The sequence below is a fragment of the Mesorhizobium sp. B1-1-6 genome, assembly GCF_006443035.1.
GTDB lineage: Bacteria > Pseudomonadota > Alphaproteobacteria > Rhizobiales > Rhizobiaceae > Mesorhizobium.
Window position 1 is genome coordinate 1 of record NZ_VFWR01000038.1, and the last position, 6,906, is coordinate 6,906.

A 6,906-nucleotide genomic window follows, 5' to 3' on the forward strand; every position below is an offset into this window, starting at 1 on the left:
GCCCACGACATCGCCACGTGCTATGAAATCTCGAGGGCGACGCTGACGAAGCTCTACGACGAGCTCTACGCGGCCCGGGTGGTGCTCGAGGGCACGATCCTGAAGCCCAACATGGTGCTGGCGGGCAGGAAGTCGGGCGCGGTGAGCAGCCCTGAAGAGGTCGCGCAAAAGACCATAAAACTGTTCCGTGAGGCCGTGCCGGCGGCGGTGCCGGGCATCGCCTTCCTCTCCGGCGGCCAGGAGGATGAGGAAGCGACCGCCAACCTCAACGCCATCAACGCCATCGGCCCGCATCCGTGGAAGCTGACCTTCTCCTATGGCCGCGCCCTGCAGGCTGCCCCGCAGAAGGCCTGGAGCGGCAAGGCATCCAATGTTGCCGCGGGTCAGGCCGCCTTCACCCACCGTGCCCACATGAACCATCTGGCGGCGCTTGGACAATGGAAGCCGAGCCTGGAGCAGGCTGCCTGACCACGGTTTTCCGTCTCTATCGGACCCGGGCCATGCGCCCGGGTTTTGCTGCGCTCCGCCGGACTTGGGATGAAGCGCCTCCATCCCTATTTCTCTCCAGCGCAGCCGGCGCGATGTCGGCTCATGCCCGTCCCGAACGTCCTTGGGATGAAGCCAGGGAGAGGTTCATGCATCGCAACAAGGTCGTTTCACGCGAGGATTGGTTCCGGGCACACAAAGCGCATCTGGCGCGCGAGAAGGAATTGACGCGATTTCGCGAGCGCATCGCGGCGGAACGGCGCGAATTGCCCTGGCTGAAGGTGAGAAAGGACTACGTCTTCGAAACCGAGCAGGGTCCAAGATGCCTGGCCGAACTGTTCGCCGGCCGCAGCCAGCTGATCGTCTATCATTTCGTGTTCGGGTCCGGCTCGACCCATCATTGCGAAGGCTGTGCGTTCGTCGCCGACCACATGGACGGTGCCAATCAGCATCTGAGACACCATGACGTGTCACTTGTCGCGGTGTCACGCGCGCCGCTCGCCGAGCTGCTGCCCTACCGAGAGCGCATGGGTTGGAAATTCGACTGGGTCTCATCCTATGCCTCGGACTTCAACTTCGACATGCAGGTGTCGTTCACCGACAAGCAGATCGCATCCGGTGAAGCGATCTACAACTTCGAGACGCCCGTTCTGAAATCGAAAGACCTGCCGGGCACCACCGTGTTCTACCGGGACGAGACCGGCGACATCTTCCTGACCTTCATGTCGCGCGCCCGCGGCAGCGAACAGCTGATCGGCGCCTATCAATATCTCGACCTTGCGCCGAAAGGCCGCGACGAGACCGGGCCTTATAGGACCTTGATGGACTGGGTGCGGCTGCATGACCAGTATGGAAACAGGTCGCAAGCGGACAGGGCTTAGGCATTCAGCGATCCCATCGAACATTGGACGCTTGAAGGCGTCCGCCACCGGTGCAAGGATCGTTCACCTCCGGCGAAACATGCGTTAAATGCTGCTCGATGCGACGCTTTCCGGCTCTCCTCACTTGGCTCGCCTTTCCTGTCTATGTCTGGCAGGGGCTTGGCGTGCGCCGACGCACCTCGCGCATGCTGCCCGCGCAAGGCCCGGTCATGCATGAGATAGCCGGCCGGAAGCCGGCGGTTTGGCTGCTGGTGCTGGGCGATTCCTCCGCCGCCTCGGTCGGCATCGAAAAATCCGAGAATGGCCTGGCCGCGCAGCTGGCCGTCCTGATCTCGCAGCGAACCGGCCGCGCCGTGCGCTGGCGCGCCGCCGGGTTCAATTCGGCGACGTCGGGGCAGATCCGCGACCACGTCCTGCCCAATCTCTCGGCCGATCCGTGGACGCATATCGTGCTCGCCATTGGCACCAACGACACCAAGAATTTCCACTCCGTGCCCCGCTTCAAGAGGGCGTTCGGCGGTCTGCTCTACGCCCTGCGCGCCAAATGGCCTGAGGCCCGCGTGGTGTGGTCTCCTGTGCTGGAGTTCACGCAAGCGCCAGCCATGCCGCCGCTGCTCGGCAAGATCCTGGAAATTCGCGCCGGTGAGATGAACCGGATGGGCAAACGTCTTTGCCTCGAACGCGGTGCGGTGCCGGCGCCGCGCTTGCCGATCACCAATCCCGAAGCCGGCTTCGCCTCGGACGGATTTCATGCATCGGAAGCCGGTTACCGGGCCTGGGCCGAGCACCTCGTCGGCTGCGTGATCGAAGAGTGATTGCCGCCGGCTCGTGCCGGCCCGATATTCCATCCTGCGCATTCCAGGCGGGAAACCGCCAGACACCTTCCTGGAACTGCGCTACGTCCAATGTCCAAGCACGGCCGTTATCGAAATGGCCGCCATGGCCAGGAGCGCCAGCTTCCAGAAGTCGCTGCGCCGTTTCAGCCCCGGCCAGCCGAGCGGCTTGATCAACTGGATGACCATGATGCCAAGGATGACGAGGGCGAGGAGTTTCGACATGCCGCCTTTGACCAGCATCGCGGTCGGCTGTCAAAGCGCGTCGTTCGTCGCTCGAAAAAAATAGGCGCCGCGATCCGGACTGGAACGCGGCGCCAGCCTTTGATCGGAGAACGATCTACTTCAGCGGCTTGAGGCCGGCCTCGATCGAAGCGCGCTTCGATTCCAGGAATGGCGGCAGGGCCAACTTTTCGCCCAGCGTCTCCAGCGGTTCGTCGGCGGTGAACCCCGGCCCGTCAGTGGCGATCTCGAACAGGATGCCATTCGGCTCGCGGAAATAGAGGGAGCGGAAATAATAGCGCTCGACCTCGCCGCTCGACGGCAGACGGAATTCGGCGAGCCGCGCCGTCCATTGATGCAGCGTCTCCTGGTCCGGCGCCCTGAAGGCGACGTGATGAACCGCACCGGCACCTTGCCTTGCCGGCGCCAGTCCCGGCTGCACCAGGACGTGCAATTCCGCCGCCGGCCCACCCTCGCCCATTTCAAAGACCTGAACCTGGCCCTCCGGCGAGGCATAGTCTCGGACCTTGCGCATGTTCATCACTTGCGTCACCACTGCTTCGGTATTGGTGAGGTCGGGAACGCTGATGACGATCGGCCCGAGCCCGCGGATCTGGTGTTCGACCGGCACGCGGCTTTGCGCCCAGGGGCGGCTGTCGCCCTTGCCGTCATCGCTGACGAGGCGCAGACGCTGGCCCTCGGGGTCCTCGAAATCCAGGCTGGCGTAGCCACCGATGTCGGCAATCTCACTCGTGACGATATTTTCGTCAGTCAAGTGTTGCTTCCACCAGGCAAGGCTGTCCTGGCCACCAACCCTGAGGCTGGTCCGGACAATGCTGTGGGTGCCGCGTCGCTCGCGGCCGACCGGCCAGTCGAAGAAAGTAAGGTCGGTGCCCGGCGTCGCTTCGCCATCGGCATAGAAGAGGTGGTAGGCTGAGGTATCGTCCTGGTTCACCGTCTTCTTGACCAGCCGCAAGCCCAGCACCCTTGTATAGAAATGAAGATTTCCACGCACATTGGCGGTGATGGCGGTCAGATGGTGAATTCCTGTCAGTTGAAGGCTCATGGTCGTCTCCCTGTTTTTGGGGAAGAATTTTCTCCTTCCATATCAGAACTTCGGATCCCTGGCTGGAGACCACGTATCCTGACAGTCCGTCGCCAAAGGCTGAACAATGGATCATGACCAGGCATTGCAGTAGTGAACAATCTCGGCCTTCTAAACCTGCTTCGGGCCGCGGTCTGATGCAGTGAAAACGATACCTTCACAGGGATAACCCACCGATCGCAACTATTATCCAAGCCCTGCCATCCTCCTGACAGACTGCTGTCAGGAGGGGTGTGCGATACTGTCTTCATTCACAGAGAGGAGACTAGCCATGACCGGTTCCACCATTCTGCGCGGCATGCAGCACTATGTCGGCAAGATTCGTACGATGCGCAACGAGATCCGCACCCAGCGGTTCATCAACTCGCTGCCGGCGGACATTCGCAAGGATATCGGCTGGCCGGACATGTATGCCGAACGTCGCCTTCGCGACAATTGAGACGAATTTTTCGGCAAAGCGGTTGGATGTAGGCGCCCCAACGCCCAGATGATAAGTCCGGCACGCGAGGGACGGAGCGAGCGTATGCCCAAGCAGAAGACAATTGGCCTTCTTTTCATAGACGGCTTCGCCGACTGGGAATATGGCCTGCTGGCCGCCTCGGCGGTCGAATGGTTCGGCGCCCGCGCGGTTTCGCTGACACCCGATGGCAGGCCGGTGAGCGGGATCAGCGGTTTCCGGCTGACGCCCGACCGCTCGGCCGGCGCCGATGAAAATGCCGATCTCGATGCCATCGCCGTCATTGGCTCCGACCGATGGGCGGGCGAGGCGCCGCCCGAGGTGGCGGAATTGCTCAGGGACGTTGCGATGCGGGATGGTGTCGTCGGCGGTATCTGCGCCGGAACGCTGGCGCTGGCCCGAGCCGGCATGTTCGAGAAGGCGAGGCACACCAGCAATGGCCGTGACTGGATCAATCGCCACATTGCTGGCTATGCTGGCGATCACAATTATCAGGACGTGCCGCATGCCGTGTCCGACGGCAAGATCGTTTCCGCGCCAGGTTCGGCGCCCGGCACCTTCGCGCTGGCCTTCCTGAAGACGCTCTATCCTGAACGAAACGGCGAACTTGCCGAGATGCGGACGCTATTCGCCAGGGAGTATGCTGAACCCTCCTGACAGAATGGTGTCAGGAGCGCCATGCCATAGATGCGAGCGGTGAACAGGACGAGCGATGAAGAGCTGGACCGACAGATTGAACACGCCGGGGGTGAACGGCATCAAACCGGCCCCGCGCACGGTGGCAGATGGAGTCGAAGACCAGACGATGCTGGTGCCGACGGCGCAACAGGTCGACGAATTCATCCGCTCGATTCCCGAAGGCGTCGAGATGGACGTTCGCGTGCTGCGCACGGCGCTTGCCTTTGACCGTGGCGCCGAAGTGACATGCCCGGTCGCGATCGGCTATCATCGGCGTACCGTTGCCGAAGCAGCCATTGAGGATCTCGGGCGCGGCATGACGCTGAGCGATGTCGCGCCCTTCTGGCGCGAGCTCGATGCCCAGGACGCCGACAACGAGGAAATTGTCCTTCGGCGCGGAATTTGTGGCCGCGCAGCGCAAGTGCGAAGGCCTGAAACCATGATGCATGCCGCCGAGTGTTCTGCGGTTTCGGAATAAGGCATGCGCAAGAACACGATGCATGCAGCCCAAAAGTGGGAACCGGTTTTGGGCGACATGCATAGGAACAACATCGAGGGACCATACGATGCGACGCGCCGACAGGCTCTTCCAGATCGTGCAGCATTTGCGCGGTGGCCGTCTGGTCACCGCGCAGAAGCTTGGCACATGGCTCGAGGTTTCCGAGCGAACCATCTATCGCGACATAGCCGACCTTCAGTCGACCGGAGTGCCGATCGACGGGGAAGCGGGCGTCGGCTACATGATGAGGGAGGGTTTCGACCTTCCACCGCTGATGTTCACGCGTGACGAGATCGTGGCGCTGGTCGCCGGCGCCCGCATGGTGCGTGCCTTTGGCGGTGCGGCCATGGCCCGGGCCGCTGATGAGGCTTTGGTCAAGATCGGCGCGGTGCTGCCCGATGCCGAAAAGGACCGTATCGCCCGCACTGAGATCCACACGCCGATGTGGGTGGTGAGCGACGCCGCGCGCGAAGCGATCGACCTGATCGAGCGCGCCATAGAGAAGCGCCAGGTGCTGACCATCGACTATTCGGACGAAGCTGGCCGCGGCACCGCCCGCGACATCAGGCCCTTGGGCCTTTGGTTCTGGGGCAAGGTGTGGACACTGGTCGCCTGGTGCGAGATGCGCGACGATTTCCGCGCCTTCCGCATCGATCGCATCGCCTCGGTGGTCATCGCAGGCCGCGTCTTCAAGCCGGAGCGCGGCAAGCAGCTCGCCGATTTTTACCGGGCGGTGGAACGCAGCGAGGATTACGGCATGGCGCCGGACCGTGCGGCGCGAAGCTGAGATCTCCAACCCGTAAATAAAAAAGCCCGCTCGAAGCGGGCTTTTCGGTCGAGTTCGCGAGAATTCTACTCCTCGTCGTTATCCTTGTCCTTCGACTTCAGAGCCGAGAGCTTGGCGAACACGGCGTTGGCGTCGAGTTCGGCATCCTCGTCCTTCGGCTTTTCGGGAGCCGGAACCAGGCGCTCGGTCAGCGCCGCCGGCAGCAATGTGTCGCCGACCGGCTGTGCCTGCTCGCGGCCGCGCGATGCGCGGTTGACTTCCATGTCAAGATCGATCTGCGAGGCGAGACCGAGCGTCACCGGGTCCATCGGCTGCAGGTTGGCAGAGTTCCAGTGCTTGCGCTCGCGGATCTGCTCGATCGTGGACTTGGTGGTGCCGACGAGGCGCGAGATCTGCGCGTCCTTCAATTCGGGATGGTTGCGCACTAACCAGAGAATGGCGTTCGGTCGGTCCTGACGCTTCGACAGCGGGGTGTAGCGCGGCCCCTTGCGCTTGGATTCCGGCACCCGCACCTTGGGGTCCGAAAGCTTCAACCGCTGGTTCGGATCCTTCTCGGCACGCGCGATCTCGTCGCGGGTCAACTGGCCGGTCATGATCGGATCCATGCCCTTGATGCCTTGCGCCGATTCGCCGTCGGCGATCGCCTTGACCTCGAGCGGATGCAGCCCGCAGAACTGTGCTATCTGCTCGAAGGAAAGCGCGGTGTTGTCGACCAGCCAGACAGCGGTCGCCTTTGGCATCAGCAGCGTATTGGCCATTTTTAAAAATCCTTCTCGTTCGCCCGCGTTCCCGCGCGGGCGGTGGTTTAGAGCCACCAAAATGGGAAATTCGCAGGTTATATAACCGCTCTCCGGCGGTTCCGCAATGTTTTTGGGAAGGCGTTGTCGTAAGCACATGAGTTGTCCGGATTAGGTAGCACGTGAGTTGTCCGGTTTTATCGCCAGCGGATGGAGGCTGG

General features: G+C 62.4%; 10 protein-coding genes. 7 read left to right on the top strand and 3 right to left on the bottom strand.

What is annotated here, in order from left to right:
* The 3 genes from FJ979_RS32280 to FJ979_RS32290 form a co-directional block, all read left to right on the top strand.
* Positions 1-468, top strand: a 468-nt coding sequence (locus FJ979_RS32280) for a class I fructose-bisphosphate aldolase (RefSeq protein ID WP_140584724.1), incomplete at its 5' end; no start/stop codon positions are given.
* 167 nt (positions 469-635) lie between these two features.
* Positions 636-1,367: a thioredoxin family protein gene (locus FJ979_RS32285; RefSeq protein WP_140500539.1), complete on the top strand. Its 732-nt coding sequence runs from the start codon at positions 636-638 to the stop codon at positions 1,365-1,367.
* 98 nt (positions 1,368-1,465) lie between these two features.
* Positions 1,466-2,182: an SGNH/GDSL hydrolase family protein gene (locus FJ979_RS32290; RefSeq protein WP_140584726.1), complete on the top strand. Its 717-nt coding sequence runs from the start codon at positions 1,466-1,468 to the stop codon at positions 2,180-2,182.
* A gap of 81 nt (positions 2,183-2,263) precedes the next feature.
* On the opposite strand, the gene FJ979_RS32295 is transcribed toward FJ979_RS32290, so the two are convergent.
* Together FJ979_RS32295 and FJ979_RS32300 are read right to left on the bottom strand one after the other, a co-directional pair.
* Positions 2,264-2,443, bottom strand: coding sequence for a hypothetical protein (locus FJ979_RS32295; protein WP_181165425.1), 180 nt, complete (start codon positions 2,441-2,443; stop codon positions 2,264-2,266).
* A gap of 97 nt (positions 2,444-2,540) precedes the next feature.
* Positions 2,541-3,488 (bottom strand): ring-cleaving dioxygenase, encoded by a 948-nt coding sequence (locus FJ979_RS32300; protein WP_140584728.1) that lies wholly within the window; start codon positions 3,486-3,488, stop codon positions 2,541-2,543.
* Positions 3,489-3,798: 310 nt separating this feature from the next.
* Here FJ979_RS32300 and FJ979_RS32305 point away from each other — a divergent pair, with 310 nt between their 5' ends.
* The 4 genes from FJ979_RS32305 (at position 3,799) to FJ979_RS32320 (ending at position 5,948) form a co-directional block, all read left to right on the top strand.
* Positions 3,799-3,966, top strand: coding sequence for a hypothetical protein (locus FJ979_RS32305; RefSeq protein WP_140500534.1), 168 nt, complete (start codon positions 3,799-3,801; stop codon positions 3,964-3,966).
* An 84-nt stretch (positions 3,967-4,050) separates the two neighbouring features.
* Entirely contained in the window at positions 4,051-4,641 is a 591-nt protein-coding gene (locus FJ979_RS32310) for a DJ-1/PfpI family protein (protein ID WP_140517872.1), read from the top strand.
* Positions 4,642-4,696: 55 nt separating this feature from the next.
* On the top strand, positions 4,697-5,140 hold the full coding sequence (locus FJ979_RS32315; RefSeq protein ID WP_224680332.1) for a hypothetical protein: 444 nt from the start codon (positions 4,697-4,699) through the stop codon (positions 5,138-5,140).
* Between the two features lie 88 nt (positions 5,141-5,228).
* Positions 5,229-5,948 (top strand): YafY family protein, encoded by a 720-nt coding sequence (locus FJ979_RS32320; protein ID WP_140500532.1) that lies wholly within the window; start codon positions 5,229-5,231, stop codon positions 5,946-5,948.
* 65 nt (positions 5,949-6,013) lie between these two features.
* On the opposite strand, the gene FJ979_RS32325 is transcribed toward FJ979_RS32320, so the two are convergent.
* Complete coding sequence (locus FJ979_RS32325; protein ID WP_140500530.1) at positions 6,014-6,706, bottom strand: DUF1013 domain-containing protein; 693 nt, start codon at positions 6,704-6,706, stop codon at positions 6,014-6,016.
* Between the last annotated feature and the right edge of the window lie 200 nt (positions 6,707-6,906).

What these genes read in the sequence shown, in the direction of transcription:
- FJ979_RS32290 (WP_140584726.1), top strand. Translation starts at nt 1,466, where the DNA reads ATGCGACGCTTTCCGGCTCTCCTCACTTGGCTCGCCTTTCCTGTCTAT.
- FJ979_RS32325 (WP_140500530.1), bottom strand. Translation starts at nt 6,706, where the DNA reads ATGGCCAATACGCTGCTGATGCCAAAGGCGACCGCTGTCTGGCTGGTC.
- FJ979_RS32285 (WP_140500539.1), top strand. Translation starts at nt 636, where the DNA reads ATGCATCGCAACAAGGTCGTTTCACGCGAGGATTGGTTCCGGGCACAC.
- FJ979_RS32295 (WP_181165425.1), bottom strand. Translation starts at nt 2,443, where the DNA reads ATGCTGGTCAAAGGCGGCATGTCGAAACTCCTCGCCCTCGTCATCCTT.
- FJ979_RS32310 (WP_140517872.1), top strand. Translation starts at nt 4,051, where the DNA reads ATGCCCAAGCAGAAGACAATTGGCCTTCTTTTCATAGACGGCTTCGCC.
- FJ979_RS32315 (WP_224680332.1), top strand. Translation starts at nt 4,697, where the DNA reads ATGAAGAGCTGGACCGACAGATTGAACACGCCGGGGGTGAACGGCATC.
- FJ979_RS32320 (WP_140500532.1), top strand. Translation starts at nt 5,229, where the DNA reads ATGCGACGCGCCGACAGGCTCTTCCAGATCGTGCAGCATTTGCGCGGT.
- FJ979_RS32300 (WP_140584728.1), bottom strand. Translation starts at nt 3,488, where the DNA reads ATGAGCCTTCAACTGACAGGAATTCACCATCTGACCGCCATCACCGCC.
- FJ979_RS32305 (WP_140500534.1), top strand. Translation starts at nt 3,799, where the DNA reads ATGACCGGTTCCACCATTCTGCGCGGCATGCAGCACTATGTCGGCAAG.